A 16226-nucleotide genomic window follows, 5' to 3' on the forward strand; every position below is an offset into this window, starting at 1 on the left:
TGATCCACTTCCAGCTGTATCAGCTTGTTTTGCTGAAGCGCGAGGAAAACCCGATCCAGGACGCCATTCCTGGCCCAACGGTTGGCGCGCGTGTAAATGCTGTGCCAATTGCCGAATTTCACAGGCAGACCACGCCACTTACAGCCGTGCTCTGCAACATACAGAATCGCGTTGAGCACTTCCAAATTCGAAAGTGTGACGTTACCCCGTTGTATCGGCAGTAGATTTTCAATAAGCTTGAATTGCGATGCGGATATTTCCATTCGGTAATTTTAATACAAATAGTGTTAACAGACCCTGGTTTAAGTAAAGATCCGCCCCTCAGCTAACCAGCGCCTTGAATACATAGAAAAATTACCGTAATTCGTAGCTGGCACTGCAAGCACAATAAAGAAATCGGTGCCTCTGCTTTTGCAAGGATTTATTCTTTACTACATGTCTGTCAATTGCTCTCTGTCATTAAGGCAATTACTCTAAAGCGGGTATTCGCTGAGGTCAGTCGATTCTTTTTTAACGGCTATAACGGCTACTTGTTTACATCCAAAAGTGTAGCCGTATCCACGATAGCACCGGTTCGCATAACCATATTTGCTGCCGTAGTAATGGCATTGAACTTTGCGCTTGTAGATGCAGTGATAGCTGGAAGTTGTTCAGGAGATGATTCCTGGTACTAATGAATGGGATTGCTTCGGTGCGGCTGACTCAGTGAATGATACGTACAAGCCTTTATCTGCCGTTACGAATCCCGTATCGGTAACACTGGATAGCACCTTTGAGCTGGATACGACGAGATTTTCGACAACACCTAATGGCTGGGGAATCCGGATTACTGGAAATGGTGTAGGCAACGGCATCATCATAAGCAGCGAGGCTGGAAGTATTGTCACGGCTGGTTATGAGGCTGTCACCGTTGCTACTAGCAATAGCAGTTTGGTTCTTAACTGGGCCAGGAGTGTTGCCGCAAACGTCAGGGATGGGTTCAATCTCAATACCGAAGATACCGGAGGGGCAATTCTCAGTGTCAGGATATCGTCGTCACGGGCGACATCACAGCTGGAAGAATCGGCATATTGGCGCGCAATCTTGGACGTGGCGTGCAGGAGGTCATACTTGGAAACATCTTGGCTGGAACCACTGGTACCTTAATCCGCAATGACGGTAGCAATCAGTTGGTCGTAGTTAATGGCAATATCCAGGCAGGCGAGTACGGTTTGCTGATGATGCACGGCGTGGATAATCTCGGTAATGAAACTACCGGTGGCAGCGGAACGACACTCCTATTAATTAACGGCGATGTAACGACTTCCAACCCAGCCGCTGAGGCAGTCAAATTGCGTGCCGGGCTTGGTACAACCGATATGGATGTAACTATTGCCGATGATGTTAATGGCGATTTTGGTGCAGTCTATATCGAGAACCGTGGCAGTGGCAGCACGCTGGGCGAGTTTACAGGTCATTTGCAAAGCCAGAATGGCGATGCGCTGAAAGTGATCAGCGGTGCCCAAGGAACTAGTCTGGATATAGAAGTGGCGAACACCACAGGTGGTAATTATGGTGTATCGCTGACGAATAATGGTACGGGTCCGACTTCACTCACGGTGCTGTCAGGAGGTGTCGTTCAGGGTAGTGTGGCAGGGATTAGCACTTCTCATACAAGCGCCGCCCCATTCACCATAACAATCAATGGCGAAGTCCGCAATATAAGCGGCCTTGCTTCTGATCTTGCAATCGAGGCAATCAGTATCGGTAGCGGCCTTACTTTGCAGAACAATAGCAATACCATCATCGGTGCTGTCAACCTGACAGATGCGGATGATACCTTCAACAACGTAGGCTCCTGGTTTACGGAGAACGGAACTTCAAATTTTGGCGGTGGTAATGATCAATTTAACAATCTGGGCCTTATCCGCGCAGCAAATAATCCGTCCTACATCGAACTGGCTTTTTTCAATAATCTCGAACAATTCAATAACAGCGGCATAATCACCTTGGCTGATGGTGCGGTAGGTGACATGCTTACCACTTCGGGGAATTATTCTGGCAACGGCGGCACGTTGCTTTTGGATACGGTACTGGGTGGTGACGATCCCACTACAGACCGTTTGGTGATTGAGGGTGATGCCTCTGGTACGACGGGCATCCTGATCAATCCTATTGGCGGTACCCAGGGATTAACCACAACCGGCATTCGGGTTGTCGATGTCAGAGGCATATCCACGAATAATGCGTTTTCGCTAGCCAATAGCAGCCCTCTCGAAAGCGGGGCCTTTGTCTACGATCTAAATTTCGGCACCTGCGACGGGACTGTCAATAACAGTTGGTATCTGTGCAATACGGAACAGATCGGATCTATCGATACTACTTATGAGAATGCCACATTGGTATATCTGGGTACATTTACTTCATTTGCCACGCTGGAACAGCGTGTGAGTCAGCGCCAATAGTTGTCATGCGATGTTGATGGCAAGCTGAAAGGCATTTGGATGCGTGTGCGTGGCGATAACGCACGTGTAACGCCGGAAGTGGGCCGCGCTAATGCAACTTGGCGTAGCAAGAATTGGGGCATACAAGTAGGTACAGATATCATTGCTGCTGAAAGCAAGACCAGCTATTGGCTGTTAGGTATCACCGGCCAACACGATAGGGTTATGGTTACAATGGAACGTATCTGGACATGCAGGGCCAGGTAAACTGGACCAGGACGGACTACTCGACCGATTCACATGGCACGCTCGCAAAAAATCGGCATGGCAGAGCCTACTCATTGAGCGCTGAGATTGGACATCGTGTCGTATTGAATAGATGTTACGCTTTAGTGCCGCAGGCGCAACTAAGTTGGGGACAAGTACAAGTAAATAGCTTTACTGACAGTCTGCAAAATGATGTCGAACTGGGCACCAATGATCGTACCATTGGCCGTGTCGGTTTGGCTTACGAGGTCTATCTCAGTGACATAATTGCAGACAATCGTGTTAATGATGCACAGAAGATTTACGGAATCTTCAATATTCTGCGTGATTTTTCATTCTCAAATAAAGTTGATGTTTCAGGTATGACTCTGAGATCTCACGGTGAACGAATATGAGGCGAGTTAGGAGTTGGCGGTTCAATCTCTCTGAACAAAGTTACGGCGCTATATGGGGAAGCTTCTTATCGCGCTTCGCTTGATGGGGGCACATCAGACAATCATGGTTTCTGGGCAAGTGCAGGGTTACGCTTCTTGTGGTAACTCTCCTCAGCCATGGCTATGTTTTATTTGAGTTATAAAATCTGGTTTACGCAAGGTTTTTCAATGCAAGGCCTGTCTGCATCAGACCTCATTGATTTGCCGGAACAGTTTTCCAGGGCGCCAAACTGCCGCTGGCCGTCTGGTTCCTGGTAGTTTATCTGGTTAGTCAGGCCAAGATCGGTTTGTCGTCCCTGGCGTTCAAGTGTCAGTTGGGTGTGAGCTATCTTACAGCATGGTTGATACATCACAAATTGATGCAGGCGATGGCCAATCGTGAGGAGTGCTATGGCCTTGATAGTGAAATCCAAGTCGATGATGCTTATCTTGGTGGAGAGCGTGCAGGAGGAAAAACGGGTAGAGGTTCAGAGAATAAGGTGACCATTGTTGCCGCTGTGTATCTAATTCAAATTAGAGATAGAAACAGATATTATAAACTCATATAAAATACTGTAAATTAATAATATTATGAATATAATTATTTTTATTTCTATCGAGAATTGGAATAACTGAGGATGATCGCCCTTTGCGCGTGAGACTTACCCCCGGTCTCGGATTTCACACTAAAAGCAATTTCGGTCTGGGCAAGGAATCAGCTGGCACCCGGCAGTGCTGTATTCTCAGATGCCTTGGCCTGCTTTGGCGCTGTCACCGAAATTGGCTGCAGCCACCATTCAACAGTCATTGCCGGATGAAAGGAGGTTCCCGAGTTCCGCTGGATCAATACTATCCTTGGCAATCTCAAAACCAGCTTGTCGGGTTGTTACCATACCTTTAACTTCAGCAAAGTATGTTGTTCGCTATCTCGCTGCTTTTTGTTATCGATTCAACCATCGTTTTGATCTTTGCTCGCTGTACGAACGACTACTCATTGCCGCCGCTTCGGCTACTCCACAACTCTTGCGTTCCATTCGGGCTACTGATGTTCGTTGCTAATCAGGAAGAGAAATGCTCTGGCTGCGAGTATAGTGTGGTAGACGAAGTAATCCGGCAGTCAGCCGGTTAACTGCCGGTAGAGTGCCGGGACGATTTCGATGAGCCGTTCCGGCCGGTTGATGATGGCGTAGCCGCCACGACCGAACAGATACGGAAAATAGTCCTTCGCTTCACGATCGATCGTGATACCAAACAGTTTCAATCCCAGTCGCCGGGCTTCCATGACGGCCTGGCGAGTGTCTTCGATACCGTAACGTCCTTCGTAGTGATCCAGATCGTTCGGTTTGCCATCGCTCAGCAGCAGGAGCAGACGATGGCGTTCCGGCCGCTGCGCAAGCAACTGGCTGGTATGGCGTAATGCTGCTCCTATCCGGGTATAGTACCCCGGCCGTAAAGCGGCAATTCGTCGCAGTGTGCGGCTGCTGAAAGGGGAATCGAAATCCTTGATGGTGGTCAGCTTTACAAAATGGCGCTTGCGGGAAGTAAAGGCATGAATCGAGAAAGTATCCCGGCACGCGGCAATTCCCGTCGCCAGGGCGACCAGTGTTTCTTTCTCGATATCCAGTATGCGCCGATTGTTGATCCAGCTGTCGGTAGACAGAGAGACATCCACCAGAATCATCACCGCCAGATTCCGCGTCTGCTGCCGTACAGCGAGATACAGTCGATCGGAACCTTTGCCGCTGGCAGTCTGATCAGCACGGGCACGTACCAGTGCATCCAGATCCAGTTCTGCGCCATCGAGCTGCCGGGGCAGGATTTCCTTGTCGGGGCGGAGTGCTTCGAATTGTCGTCTAACCCGGCGAAACTGCTGCCGGGCGCGGTCATCGGGCTCCCATTGTTCTCCGGTTTCACCGGCAATCTGGCACCATATCTGGCAATGGGCGGCATGATACTGCTTGCGTCGATAATCCCATTCCCGATAAGTCAGCTGCGCGAGCAGACTGGCCGGGTCGGTATCTTCCGGTGATAGATCGAGATCGAATTTCAATACGGTGGAAGCGCTGCGCGGATGAGAGGTGATCGCCAGTTCCTCCATCGATTCGGCCGCATTTCTGGCATCCGCTTCATCATCATCTTCTACTGCCCGGTTGACATTTACCATTTCCGACCAGGTGATCAGTTTTTCGAAACGATTCAGCAGCAGGGGATCATCGCGTTCGCTCTGATCGAATCTTCCGCGTCTGGCTTTTCTGCGGTGTTTGTCTTCCTCCTGGCGGGCAGATCGATCTGCGTGGTCTGTATTGGTATCTGCAGGCATTGTCTGATGAGCATCTTGCTGCGATGAATTCGGCTGGACTACTCCCCATAACGGTACGGGCAGGAACGGGTGGTACCCTTTATCCGCCCGCAGATCATTGAAATCGGGTTCGGGTTGCCGGATACGGGCAAGCAGATTCGCTCCTGCCGGATCGATGCACGGCTGCCCGAGCAGTGCGAGAACAGCTGCTTCCACTGCCTGTTCCTGCGCCGGCAAGGAACGATGCGGGCGCGATTGCAGCACATGGGCACACAGTGTACGGTAGGTTTTTTCCAGTCCCGGATAGCGTTCACAAACGTGGAGGCTGATCTGATCAGCGTAATGCAGGAAAACGAGATCTGCTTGCAGTGGATCATCCGGGAATGAAGCAGATACGGATTCCGGCGCTGAGGCAAAGAAAGCGGCCAGCCAGAAGTAGCATTGCCGATTCAATGATGTTTCCGGAAAGTGACTGATCGAGGCCGGTAACATCAGCCGTTCCCGATCGAGCATTGCCAGCGGCAGTTTCTCCACATCCCCGCCCAGGCGCTGTTTCAGATTTCTGCGGTGGGGTGTCGTCTGCGGCATTCCGGCAACCAGTGGCAGGCCATGATGACCTCCCATGCCATGAAAGAACGTGCATAACGCTGTATGAACGCATTCGAGTGAAACAGCCACTGACGGATATTCCGGGTAACTGTTTGCGGTCTGCCCGACCAGCCGGTGCCAGAAACGGCCGATTTGCTCTTCCAGTTCCAGCCATTGCCACATGATACTCAGCCGAAAGTAGCATGGATCAGTTCGAGCAACCCCTGTTGTACTTCCGTTTCGTCACTCAGCGGCTCGACCAGTGCAGCCTGGGCCGCCTGATAGGGATCCAGCCCGGCAGCCATCAGTGTTGCGCAGTAAACCAGCAGGCGGGTGGAAACACTTTCTTCCAGATCGACATCTTTCAGCAACCGTAATCGGGTGGCCAGATTGACCAGCGCAGTGCAGCGATCCCTGGCCAGGCCGCTTTCACTGGCAATGATTTCCAGCTCGATTTCCGGTGGAGGAAAATTGAAGGAGAGTGCGACAAAACGCTGTCGCGTGCTGGGCTTGAGCGATTTGAGAATGTTCTGGTAGCCGGGATTGTAGGAAACCACCAGCATGAAAGTATCTGGTGCGTGCAGGATTTCATTGGTACGTTCCAGCGGCAGCATGCGCCGGTCATCGGTCAGTGGATGCAGCACGACCGTTACGTCTTTGCGTGCTTCCACGATTTCGTCCAGATAACAGATACCACCTTCACGGATGGCACGGGTCAGCGGCCCGTCCACCCATACCGTTTCTCCTCCCTTGATCAGGAAACGCCCGGTCAGATCAGCAGCGGTAAGGTCATCATGGCAGGAAACGGTAAACAGCGGTCGTTGCAGCCGGGCGGCCATGTGAGTGACGAAGCGTGTTTTCCCGCAACCGGTCGGCCCTTTCAGCAGCAGCGGCAGCCGGCGCTGCCAGGCGGTTTCGAACAGCTCGCATTCATTGCCGACCGGTACATAGAAAGGGATCGGCGTCACAGGAACATTCCCGGAATGACCGGAAAACCGGGAAGTGTTCGCGGATGCCTCATCTGGCAGCAGGCTGCATGTTCGGTGACGATGACACTTGTTTCGTGGTCGGCCCCAGTGTCGCATACAGATACATCAGTGCTCCTACGAGAAACGCGACGCCTGCCAGCAACCGCATCCAGTAGAACAGATCCAGCTGCTGCTGAATTTCCATGAACCCCATCCCGACCACCCGCTGCAAATGGGTTTGCAGTACACCGGCAAAGGTCAGTGTGAAGGTCATGAAAGCCATGGCGGCTGTCATTACCCAGAAACTCCACATGTTCAGAATCTGGTTATACGGCTGCGCATTGCGCAACTGGGGCAGTGCGTAGGTAAAGAAAGCCAGATTGAGCATGACATAGGCGCCGTAGAACGCCATGTGTCCGTGGGCGGCAGTGATTTGTGTGCCGTGGCTGTAAAAATTGACCTGTGAGAAGCTGTGCAGCAGGCCCCATACCCCGGCACCAAAAAAAGCCATGACCGGGCAGCCAAGGCTCCAGAGCATTGCTGCTTTGTTGGGATGATTGCGCCCGCTGCGGTACACCATGTGAAAGCACCAGAGCACCATGGCGAAGAAGGGCAGTACCTCCAGGACCGAGAATATACTGCCGATCCACTGCCAGTAACCGGGCGTGCCAATCCAGTAGTAGTGGTGGCCGGTACCCAGCAATCCGCTGAAAAGCGCCAGCCCGACGATGACATACAGCCATTTTTCGATCACTTCACGATCCACACCAGTCATTTTGATCAGCAGGAAGGCGAGCATGGATGCCATGATCAGTTCCCATACCCCTTCCACCCAGATATGGACTACATACCACCAGTACATTTTGTCGAGGGCAAGATTGCCGGGATTGTAAAAAGCAAACAGGAACATCAGTGCCGCTCCCCACATACCGAGCAGCAGAATGGTCGTCACTACTGTTTTACGTCCCTTCAGTACCGTCATGGAGACGTTGTAGAGAAACAGCAGAAATGCGACTACCAGCAATATTTTTATCCATAAAGGCTGTTCCAGGAATTCCCGGCCTTCGTGTACACCTGCCAGGTAACTCACCACGGCAGCCAGTGCAGCGAAGACGAAGATGAATAACTGCAGCCAGGCAACTTTGGGGCTGTGGATATCGCGCTCGCTTTCTTCGGGAATCAGGAAATAAGCCGCACCGAAATAGCCCAGTAACAACCATACCAGCAGGGCATTGGTATGGATCATTCTGATGATATGGAATGGCAGGCTTTCCGACAGGAAATTGGGCATGGCATACACGCTGCCGGCCAGTACGCCGGCCAGCACCTGAACCATGAATAACAGCAGCGCCGCGATGAAATACGGGTAAGCAAGCTTCTGGGTTGAATATTTCATGAATGTTCTCCTTTGGATGGGGGATGTTCAGTGAGATCAGCCTGCTGTGTTGGGTGGCCATCCTTGCGTATCGATACGGCTCGTCCACTCAAAAAAGTCGATCAGATCATCGAGTTCCTGCTCGCTCAGATTGAACTGAGGCATCTGGCGCCGTCCGGGTACACGGGTCGGCTGAGCCCGCATCCATGCTTTCAGGCCCATTCTTGCGCCTTCCGCGTGATCGCGCCCGCCATAACGTACCCACACATTCCCCAGCTCCGGTGCGAAATAGGCGCCCTCACCCAGCAGTGAGTGGCAGTTGATGCAGGCATTACGCTCCCACACGTGTTTTCCCCGGGTGACGGATTCAGTCAGAGTCGTTTCATCAGTTGAAGTGTTGACGATATACAGATGGGTATGGACAGAGAGCGCAATGAAAAGCACTATAAAGAAAGCCGTTCCCCCGTAAAAGATATTACGGGCGGCGGATTTGGTAAGTCTTTCGCTCATTACTCTCTCTCCTTGTTCAGATATTTCAGATAGTTACGGAATACGATCGAAGCCCGGCACTTCCAGCAGAGCTAGGTGTAGCCGTTTTTTTATATTGTTTTTGCATATCTTGTCCGATGGATCGCCGGTACACAAGAGATATTTGATGCGTAAAGCGAAAATTCGGGAATCAATGGAGAAACGTCGATTTTACCCGTTTCGACATCAGCATGTACGGAGCCCAAATCAAGATGGCCCCGATGGGCCGTGATAATTCTCGCAAGGTATTCGCGTCAAATATTGGTGCATCGGGAAGAATATGGTGAACAACTATGGCGTCGATCACGATGAGACACACAGTGGCGATGTGGATCGCGATAAACCAGAAAGGAAAGGCTCTCCGTTTCGAAAAAAACAGAAATGCTATGTAAATCCAGGCCAGGATCAGGGCGCTATTCAATATTATCTCTCCAATCGCAAGCGGTGCCCAAAGCGCATGATAAGCCATACTATCGGGTGATGTGAGCACATCCCATACACCACTGGCAAACATCTCAGCGTAACTTTTATAGGTTCTGGCGGCGATCACAAATGGCGACAGAACGACATTCGAACCTACAAGAATCAGCCATCCGCCCAGACCTTCCAGATTCTTCCCTCCCGCTGCGCCAGGAATATCCGGATGAGGCATCAGCCTGGAGTCGGTTCGCCGTATGTGTATCAGCGCAAAAATATTGAGTGTGAGCGGAACGAGCAGTACCAGCAGCACTGCCAGCAAATTCTTCATCGTCGAGGGATCATCCATCAGGATGATCACGATCGATACTACAGTTAGCGCGAAGAACAATCCGTTCAGTGTTGCTGCAACGAGATACCAGCCGCGACATACCCGAACCACCGATATGCAGTAGGCAACCAGGGGCAGGGTACTTATGCCCGCGCCCATGATTCCGTGGCGAACATTGTCTCCCTCGATTTCGCTGAACAAGGCAATCAAAGCCATGACTGCAACCAGCAGAATAAGAATCACGGACAATATGAATGCGGTTTTCTTCATAAAATGGTTTTCGTAAAAGTATGTCGTAGAAATCTCAAGGCTTCCCCGCTCTAATCATACGGATGAGTGTGGATAGGTCTGGCAGTGTGGACAAATCAACGTCATGTTCACCGGTTCGGTGCTGATATAGTGTTCTTGATTCGCAGTACCGGGTGCTGCGGCAGATTCAGGGTGTTCGCGGGCATCGGCAATTTTACTTTAGCCCGGTATTACCAGGTGATCAGAATCGTATAGATATGTAGTTCCATGAAATGCCGGATTCTGGTGGTGCAGTCGGTTTTGGTGTCAGAAAAATCTGAAATCCTGTTTGTTCAGCGCTTCTTTAACTGGTACTGTAAGTTATGTTTTTGGAGGTTCGGTTAAATAACCAATCGATGGGAGGTTCCTATGAAATTGAAATCATTCCTGAATTATTTCAGCAGTCGTGAAAAAGGTCTGGCTGTCAGCATTCTGCTGCCCACACACCGGACTTTTCCGGACAACAAACAGGATGCCATTATGCTGAAAAATCTTGTCACGGAAGCCCGTAACCGGCTGCAGAGCTGGCCGGACACGCAGGAAGCCGAGACGATCATGGAGGCCATCGATAAAAAAATCAGTACGCATGATCACAACTACAATCTTGACGGTCTGGGTATTTTTGCCAACCGGGAGGGGGTCACTCTCATCAACTTTCCGTTTACCGTGAAGGAGCAAATGATTGTCGATGAGGCTTTTGCCATCCGTGATCTCATTCGGGAAATAAATGGTGCCGTGCATTACCGTGTGCTGGTGATTTCGCGTACCGATGCCCGGCTGATTGAAGGGTTCAACAGCCATCTGGTTCATGAATTCGATGCGAGAACGGAATTGCGAACAGGCAGTTTTCCGATGGAAAATCCGTTTTTGTTTGCCGCAAAAGGGCTGGATCGTGCGCAGATTCCCAACGAAGCAGCCAATCTCAAGGAATTTTTCAATCGTGTGGATAAAAGTCTGCAGGAAATCCAGAACAAACCCGAGCAGGAACGTTTGCCGGTAATCATTGCCGGAGATGCGCGTAACGCAGCTTTTTTCAGGGAGGTATGCGATCAGCCGGCCGATATTATCGGCGAGGTGACTTCCATTCCGGATCTGAGAATCCCGGCCGAAAAGATCATTGTCGAAGTACAGGGACTGGTCTCGGATCATCGCCGGCAGAAAGCAGAGACAGCACTGCAGTACATTGCGCAGGCGCGTAACAATCATCAACTGCTGACAGATTCCTCCATGATTTTCCGTGCGATCGATGCAGGTAATGCTGCACGTTTATTCGTACGTCAGGGGTATATTCAGCCGGGTATCATCGATTTTGATCAGAAAATCGTTACGCTGCAGGAGGATTCCGCAACGGTAGATGCGGCAGGTGGTACGGTTACGGATGATGTCGTAGGCACATTGATTGAACTGGTCATCCGGCAGAGAGGAGAGGTTCATTTCCTGTCGACTGATCAGTTGGGAAAGGAGGCTCCACTCAGTCTGCAGACGAGATACTAAGAAACCTCCGGTGATTCTGACGAAAAATCCGGCATCCGGGAAATTATTGCAGACATACACACCCTATTCCGAAGCTATGGTGTTCAGTATGCTGGAGCATGCTCATGCTGCCCATCTCGCGTGGCGACAAGTGCCTTTACACGAGCGGACGGCGCTTTTGCTGAAGCTGGCAGATGTTTTACGGGAAAATTCCGAATCGTACGCCCGGCTGATGACGGAAGAAACGGGGAAAACCATCCGTGCTGCCCGTGCTGAAATAGAGAAGTGCGCCTGGGCGTGTGAGATTTACGCGGATAAGGCTGCCGCATGGCTGGCTGAAGAAGAGATTGCGGCGGATGGCATAAAGCATCGTGTCGTTATTGAACCGCTGGGAGTCATTCTGGCGGTGATGCCATGGAATTTTCCTTTCTGGCAAGTGATGCGTTTCCTGATCCCGGCGCTGCTGGCCGGGAATGGGGCCTTGCTGAAACATGCAACCAACGTAACCGGCTCCGCGCTGAAAATTCAGGAAGCCGTCAATGAAGCAGGATTCCCGAAAGGGCTATTTGTAACCCTGCTTGTTTCTCACACAGTAGTTGAACAAGTCATCGCTCACCCGCTTTGTCAGGGCGTTTCTTTGACAGGCAGCGCAGAAGCAGGCCGGGCAGTCGCTTCTGTTGCCGGCAGACATCTGAAAAAAGTAGTACTGGAGCTGGGTGGTTCCGATCCATTCATCGTATTGGGGGATGCAGATATTCCGGCCGCAGCAAAAGCCGCAGTAATCGGACGGTTTCAGAACAATGGCCAAAGCTGTATTGCTGCAAAGCGCCTGATCGTTTTGAAAGAAATCGAAGAGGTATTCACCAGTACGTTGCTGGCCGAGGTTGAAAAGCTGGTGGTGGGTGATCCGCTCGATGAGGCAACTGATATCGGCCCGCTCGTCAGTGAACAGGCTGCCGAGACCATGGAACAGTTCGTACTGGATGCGGTTGCCAAGGGAGCCATGGTGAGAACGGGTGGAACACGGAAAGGTGCGTATTTCACACCGACGGTTCTGACTGGTGTTCATTCAGCAATGGAAGTCATGACGCAGGAAGTATTCGGTCCGGTCCTGCCGGTCATTACGGCGGATACCGTGGAGGAAGCGATTACGCTTGCCAACGCCACCCGGTTCGGATTGGGTGCAAGTGTGTGGAGCCGGGATCTGGAAAAAGGTGAGCAGGTTGCGCGCCAACTGGCGGCCGGCGCCACATTTGTCAACAGCATTACAAAATCGGATCCGCGTATGCCTTTTGGTGGCATCAGAGAAAGCGGTCTTGGCCGGGAACTTTCTTACTGGGGGGTGCGAGAGTTCGCCAATATCAAGACTGTCAATGTCTATGGTGGGGAAGAGGTTTAGGCAGCGTGTTCAGCAGTGTATTGCATACCCTATCTCAAAAAATACGCACCAAAGCAAAGTGTTCTTTTTCCTGTTAGTGTGAATACATAACAAATTGACAATTACCACCATCGGGCGGCGAATTGCTGCAAGCGCTGCCCCTCGGCGCGAGCCTCAGCCAGCAACTGATTCCAGTCATCCGGCGGAAGGCCATTTTCCAGCATCTTGCGGAACATTCGATAGGCGTCGTCACTGCTTTCGTAAGCGCGCCTGGTGTCCTCATCGTTGACCCACGCGAATACGATTACCTTGCTAAGTGTGTGGTAGCGAAAGAACAGACGATACTGCTGAAAGAATTTCGCCCGGAACCAGTGCTTGTAATCGTCGCCAAGGGTGCCCCCTTGGCGATACTCTGGCCGGGCTGGATCTTGCAGGATGATGTCAAAGGCCAGTTTTGTGATGGCTGCCAGTCGTTTGCTGGCGTTTTTCTTTACAAACCCGACAGGGTCCTTTTGTTTGTGGGCTTCGACCTGTTGTATCAATACCTCAATCTGTGCGAGGAACAGTGGATGGGCAAAGATCGTCCAGCCATGAACCACTAAGGGCATAGGCTTGCCCGGATTCATGCATCATCCACCGACAGAGCAGCATTGAGATCGACTTGAATGCCACCGACCAGAGATTGCAGATGCTGGACGAGGCTGGCATCTACAGCCTGCAGGCGCTCAGGGTGGCTTGCAATGTCCAGGGCCAGGAAGGTCAGGAACTGTCCGATCACCGGATCATCACCTTCAGGGGGTTCAGCACGGGTCAGTACTACTTCGCCGCCGGGGCGGATGGTGTAGTGAATCTTGTCGCGCTTACCAAGTTGAAGGGCGCGACGTACGGATTCAGGCACTGTGGTCTGGTAACGGTCGGTCAACGTGGATTCGATTTCAAGGGTGGTTGGCATAATGTTCTCCTGCTAAAGGAATGGATGTTCTTGTATGGTAATGCAACTTCCTTGTCTATTCAATGCAAATGCATTAACTTCGACTGTTACCATTCTGCTTACGCCAACCAGGAACTTCTCAAACCATGACTCACGCGTTGCCTGTCCGGCCAGTCCCGTATATAGGCATCACCAGTCACAGGCTGCGGCGGTTAATCAGGGAATGCCGTCGCCAGCCAAAATTTTATATCGAGGCGTGTGATAACAAGTCATCGTGCGGGTGTTACGCGTATCAGGGTGCCATCCTCGGCATCAGTCAGAATCATGATCGCGCCATCTTTGGCGATATCGACATCACGGATGCGGCCTTGTCCCTGCAGATATCGAGCCTCGCCTGTCACGCGCCCATCGACAAGAGTCAGCCGTACCAGCGCCTGACTGGCAAGGCCTCCTATCAGAAGATCACCCTGCCATTCGGTAAACAGCTCGCCCTGATAAAAGGCCATACCGCTGGGCGCGATCACCGGATCCCAGTAGTAGACAGGCTGCTCCATGCCATCCTGAGCTGTCAGGCCTTTCCCGATTGCCCGACCGTTGTAGTCAAGACCATAGGTAATGATCGGCCAGCCGTAGTTCAATCCAGCCCGCGGCTGGTTCAATTCATCCCCGCCTCGCGGTCCGTGTTCAACCGTCCAGAGATTACCGTCCGGGTCCAGCGCTGCCGATTGCAGATTGCGATGTCCGTATGACCAGATTTCGGGCTGACCTCCCTTGATTTGTGGATTGCCTTTGGCAGGTCCACCCTCCGGATTGATTCGCAGCACCTTGCCGATATGGGTACCGACATCCTGCGCCAGAATGCGTGGTTGTGGCAGAGAACGATCGCCAGTTGTCACGAACAGCATACCGTCATGGTCGAAAACCAACCGCGAGCCGAAATGAGCCGTAGAGTTCCAGGCAGGATTTTGTCGAAAGATCACGCGGACATCCGTGAGCTTGCTGCCATCTTTGGATAGAATGCCCGTTGCTACCGCAGTTGCGTTGTGTCCTTTTCCACGAGGTTCGGCATAGCTCCACCAGATCTGGCGCGTTTGCGCAAAATCATCACGGACCACAACATCGAGTAACCCGCCCTGACCGCGGGCATCAACGTTTGGCAGGCCGGCAATCGGATCAGATACTTTTCCGTCCGCAGAGATCAGGCGCATCCGTCCCGGACGCTCAGTTACAAGCCAACTGCCATCCGGGAGCTGATCCATACCCCAGGGGTGGACCAGGCCATCAGCAATAACCTGTACATTCAGCCGTACATTTTTTTCTATGATCGGTGCTCGAGTCTGGCCCTCGAAAGCCGGTTGCTGATACGGTGCATTCGGTGGAGGAGTATTAAAGTCTTGCGCCTGTGTAAACCCGACCCCATAAAACAGAAGCATAATGGCCGCAACGATACACACTGAAGAAACCGGCGTGGAATTATGGTTCTTCTTCATTGATAGTGATTGTTCCTTCATTTACTCCTCCCGCATGTGAGTTCAATTATGGTCTGTCTGACGTAAACGGAACGTGTTTGTGAACTCGAAGATGAGCGCCTTGGAAACCGGTCATCAAAAATTTCATATCTCGTGAAAAATGATTGGGTGATTATCACATAAAGGTCTTCACCCACCAGCAGACACACCGATAAACTTACGCCTTGGTGTTTGGCTATTTCGGTGATCGTGCCTTTGAAAAAGCCGGGACAGGTCATTGGTCTGCTCGGCAGGGAGTTGTATTTCCTTTCCTGCAGCCCTGATGTATTTATAAAATACGTTATCATGGGTAGACAGCAAGAAACGGGTGAAGCAAGAATGCGGGTCGTTTGGGTTCATACCAGATCAAGAAAACGCAAATCGAAATTTGTCTTTAAGCCTCATCGATCTGATTAGACTGGAGACGATATGCTTATTTCAGCAGCTCCTTCACATTTGATCTTCACTCTTCTATTGTGATATTTCTGATGGACGCTCCAGCCAAACCTTCTGCCCTTGCAAAGTTGAGCCAGCCAAAGCTATTCAATGTAGTCGACCGTCCCCGCTTGTTTACGCTGTTGGATGGAGAACGGGCCAACCATCCAGTCATATGGATTGCCGGGCCACCCGGCGCTGGAAAAACAACACTCGTTGCGAGTTATCTCAAGGCACGTGAGCTGATGGCGATGTGGTATCAGGTCGATAGTGAATCGCCCCGGGTTTTGAGGAGGCTCCAACTTTTGAGAGAATGGAGCCATGAGCAATCAAACAAAGTTTTCCCCTGAAGTTCGTGAACGATCTGTTCGTCTGGTACAGGAACATCGAGGCGAATATCCATCGCTATGGGCGGCGGTTGAATCAATTGCACCCAAGATTGGCTGTGTGCCCTCCACGTTGCTGGAATGGGTTAAACGTAGCGAAATTAACAATGGCGCACGCGAAGGTCTGACAAGCAGTGAACGTGATCGCCTCAAGGCGTTGGAGCGTGAGAACAGGGAACTGCGCCGAGCCAATGAGATATTGAAAACAGCCAGTGCTT

The 16226-nt window shown here is 51.4% G+C and carries 13 protein-coding genes and 4 pseudogenes; 8 read left to right on the top strand and 9 right to left on the bottom strand.

All coding sequences use genetic code 11. The features are described 5' to 3' along the window. Positions 1-263 (bottom strand): transposase (locus B5D58_RS12040; RefSeq protein WP_143779587.1); only part of this gene is annotated, 263 nt, incomplete at its 3' end. A 1095-nt stretch (positions 264-1358) separates the two neighbouring features. On the opposite strand from B5D58_RS12040, the pseudogene B5D58_RS14335 reads away from it, so the two are divergent. From B5D58_RS14335 to B5D58_RS14225, 4 pseudogenes are all read left to right on the top strand, one after another. Beyond that, positions 1359-2690, top strand: a pseudogene (locus B5D58_RS14335) (autotransporter outer membrane beta-barrel domain-containing protein). Further along, positions 2666-3085: pseudogene (locus tag B5D58_RS14340) on the top strand (autotransporter outer membrane beta-barrel domain-containing protein); the annotation flags it as partial. The pseudogenes B5D58_RS14335 and B5D58_RS14340, both read left to right, overlap by 25 nt. 193 nt (positions 3086-3278) lie before the next feature. After that, positions 3279-3630, top strand: a pseudogene (locus B5D58_RS12065) (IS1595 family transposase); the annotation flags it as partial. A gap of 104 nt (positions 3631-3734) precedes the next feature. Continuing rightward, positions 3735-4162, top strand: a pseudogene (locus tag B5D58_RS14225) (transposase); the annotation flags it as partial. A gap of 58 nt (positions 4163-4220) precedes the next feature. On the opposite strand, the gene B5D58_RS12070 reads toward B5D58_RS14225, so the two are convergent. The 5 genes from B5D58_RS12070 to B5D58_RS13985 all read right to left on the bottom strand — a co-directional run bounded on the left by B5D58_RS12070 (position 4221) and on the right by B5D58_RS13985 (position 9879). Further along, entirely contained in the window at positions 4221-6173 is a 1953-nt protein-coding gene (locus B5D58_RS12070; protein WP_011112532.1) for a nitric oxide reductase activation protein NorD, read from the bottom strand. A gap of 5 nt (positions 6174-6178) precedes the next feature. Further along, the gene (locus tag B5D58_RS12075; protein ID WP_011112531.1) at positions 6179-6958 is read right to left on the bottom strand and encodes a CbbQ/NirQ/NorQ/GpvN family protein; all 780 of its coding nucleotides are present in this window, start codon (positions 6956-6958) and stop codon (positions 6179-6181) included. Positions 6959-7007: 49 nt separating this feature from the next. Beyond that, on the bottom strand, positions 7008-8354 hold the full coding sequence (locus B5D58_RS12080; RefSeq protein WP_011112530.1) for a cbb3-type cytochrome c oxidase subunit I: 1347 nt from the start codon (positions 8352-8354) through the stop codon (positions 7008-7010). A 36-nt stretch (positions 8355-8390) separates the two neighbouring features. Further along, positions 8391-8843 carry a c-type cytochrome gene (locus B5D58_RS12085; RefSeq protein ID WP_011112529.1) on the bottom strand — a complete coding sequence of 151 codons (453 nt, stop codon included), beginning with the start codon at positions 8841-8843 and terminating at the stop codon, positions 8391-8393. 169 nt (positions 8844-9012) lie between these two features. After that, positions 9013-9879 (bottom strand): DUF2569 domain-containing protein, encoded by an 867-nt coding sequence (locus B5D58_RS13985; RefSeq protein ID WP_011112528.1) that lies wholly within the window; start codon positions 9877-9879, stop codon positions 9013-9015. A gap of 387 nt (positions 9880-10266) precedes the next feature. On the opposite strand from B5D58_RS13985, the gene B5D58_RS12095 reads away from it, so the two are divergent. Then, the gene (locus B5D58_RS12095) at positions 10267-11391 is read left to right on the top strand and encodes an AOC03_06830 family ribosome hibernation factor (RefSeq protein WP_011112527.1); all 1125 of its coding nucleotides are present in this window, start codon (positions 10267-10269) and stop codon (positions 11389-11391) included. 10 nt (positions 11392-11401) lie between these two features. Next, complete coding sequence (locus B5D58_RS12100) at positions 11402-12769, top strand: NAD-dependent succinate-semialdehyde dehydrogenase (protein WP_198407846.1); 1368 nt, start codon at positions 11402-11404, stop codon at positions 12767-12769. A 101-nt stretch (positions 12770-12870) separates the two neighbouring features. Here the strand turns inward: B5D58_RS12100 and B5D58_RS12105 are convergent, their stop codons facing one another. From B5D58_RS12105 to B5D58_RS12115, 3 genes are all read right to left on the bottom strand, one after another. Then, positions 12871-13374: a type II toxin-antitoxin system YhaV family toxin gene (locus tag B5D58_RS12105; protein WP_011112525.1), complete on the bottom strand. Its 504-nt coding sequence runs from the start codon at positions 13372-13374 to the stop codon at positions 12871-12873. After that, positions 13371-13700: a type II toxin-antitoxin system PrlF family antitoxin gene (locus B5D58_RS12110; RefSeq protein WP_011112524.1), complete on the bottom strand. Its 330-nt coding sequence runs from the start codon at positions 13698-13700 to the stop codon at positions 13371-13373. Before B5D58_RS12110 ends, B5D58_RS12105 begins: the two co-directional genes overlap by 4 nt. Before the next feature lie 248 nt (positions 13701-13948). Then, a complete protein-coding gene (locus tag B5D58_RS12115; protein WP_011112523.1) occupies positions 13949-15190 on the bottom strand; it encodes a PQQ-dependent sugar dehydrogenase in 1242 nt (413 codons plus the stop codon). Between the two features lie 485 nt (positions 15191-15675). On the opposite strand from B5D58_RS12115, the gene B5D58_RS14230 reads away from it, so the two are divergent. Together B5D58_RS14230 and B5D58_RS12125 are read left to right on the top strand one after the other, a co-directional pair. Then, the gene (locus B5D58_RS14230) at positions 15676-15972 is read left to right on the top strand and encodes a hypothetical protein (protein WP_234989081.1); all 297 of its coding nucleotides are present in this window, start codon (positions 15676-15678) and stop codon (positions 15970-15972) included. Further along, the coding region (locus B5D58_RS12125; protein ID WP_143779588.1) for a transposase at positions 15944-16226 on the top strand (283 nt) is incomplete at its 3' end. The genes B5D58_RS14230 and B5D58_RS12125, both read left to right, overlap by 29 nt.

Source organism: Nitrosomonas europaea, assembly GCF_900167395.1.
Lineage (GTDB): Bacteria > Pseudomonadota > Gammaproteobacteria > Burkholderiales > Nitrosomonadaceae > Nitrosomonas > Nitrosomonas europaea.

Coding starts and splice junctions, on each gene's coding strand:
- B5D58_RS12070 (WP_011112532.1), bottom strand. CDS start 6,173: ATGTGGCAATGGCTGGAACTGGAAGAGCAAATCGGCCGTTTCTGGCAC.
- B5D58_RS12080 (WP_011112530.1), bottom strand. CDS start 8,354: ATGAAATATTCAACCCAGAAGCTTGCTTACCCGTATTTCATCGCGGCG.
- B5D58_RS12085 (WP_011112529.1), bottom strand. CDS start 8,843: ATGAGCGAAAGACTTACCAAATCCGCCGCCCGTAATATCTTTTACGGG.
- B5D58_RS13985 (WP_011112528.1), bottom strand. CDS start 9,879: ATGAAGAAAACCGCATTCATATTGTCCGTGATTCTTATTCTGCTGGTT.
- B5D58_RS12095 (WP_011112527.1), top strand. CDS start 10,267: ATGAAATTGAAATCATTCCTGAATTATTTCAGCAGTCGTGAAAAAGGT.
- B5D58_RS12105 (WP_011112525.1), bottom strand. CDS start 13,374: ATGAATCCGGGCAAGCCTATGCCCTTAGTGGTTCATGGCTGGACGATC.
- B5D58_RS12110 (WP_011112524.1), bottom strand. CDS start 13,700: ATGCCAACCACCCTTGAAATCGAATCCACGTTGACCGACCGTTACCAG.
- B5D58_RS12115 (WP_011112523.1), bottom strand. CDS start 15,190: ATGAAGGAACAATCACTATCAATGAAGAAGAACCATAATTCCACGCCG.
- B5D58_RS14230 (WP_234989081.1), top strand. CDS start 15,676: ATGGACGCTCCAGCCAAACCTTCTGCCCTTGCAAAGTTGAGCCAGCCA.